We start from the raw sequence: 749 nt of genomic DNA on the forward strand, positions 1-749 counted from the left end.
GCCCAGGCCGGCGCTGCCCAGCGCGCGCGCGACCCAGGGCGTCACCAGCAGCACGCCGAGCACGAACAGCAGGTCCAGCCGCGCCGCGAGCGGCCACCAGTCGAGGCCGGATTCCCACAGCGCCCAGGCCAGCGTCGCGAGCAGCCAGCCGGTGAACACCCACAGCGCGGCGCTGCGCCTGCGCCACAGCAACGCGCCGCTCGCGAGGGCGGCGATGCCGGCGGCGAGGTAGTACGGGCTGCCGTGCAGCGCGATCAGCCATGCGCCGCCGCCGGCGAGCGCGAGGCCGGACAGGATCAGCACGACGGCGAGCACGCGGGTCAGCAGCGCGCGGGAAGGGGTAGGGGAAGTCGGCACGGGGAATCTCCGCAAGGCAACGGACAATCGCCCGCGCAGGCCAAGTTAGCGGCCCGCATGCGGGCCGGCTGTCGGCCGCGATCCCGGCGGTGCGTAGGACGGTGTGCCTTGCGCCACGGGGATGTCACAGCATTTCAGGAGATGACCCGATGTTCGATGCAACCGTCGCCGGCAGCCTGCCGAAACCCGCCTGGCTGGCCGAGACCGGCAAGCTGTGGCCCACCTGGAAGGCCGAGGGCGACGCGCTGGCGCAGGCCAAGCTCGATGCGACGCTGCTGTGGATCAAGGCCCAGGAGGATGCCGGGCTGTCGGTGATCGGCGACGGCGAGCAGTCGCGCCAGCACTTCGTGCACGGGTTTCTCGAGCGGGTGGCCGGCATCGACTTCGAGCAC

2 pseudogenes are annotated in these 749 nt (G+C 72.4%); one reads left to right on the forward strand and one right to left on the reverse strand.

Annotation, left to right across the window (positions count from 1 at the left end):
• Positions 1-357 (reverse strand): annotated as a pseudogene (locus AC1D12_RS34580) (membrane-bound PQQ-dependent dehydrogenase, glucose/quinate/shikimate family); the annotation flags it as partial.
• A gap of 149 nt (positions 358-506) precedes the next feature.
• Between AC1D12_RS34580 and AC1D12_RS34585 the strand changes: the two are divergent.
• Positions 507-749: pseudogene (locus AC1D12_RS34585) on the forward strand (methionine synthase); the annotation flags it as partial.

Source organism: Rhizobacter sp. P1_G5 (assembly GCF_056405435.1).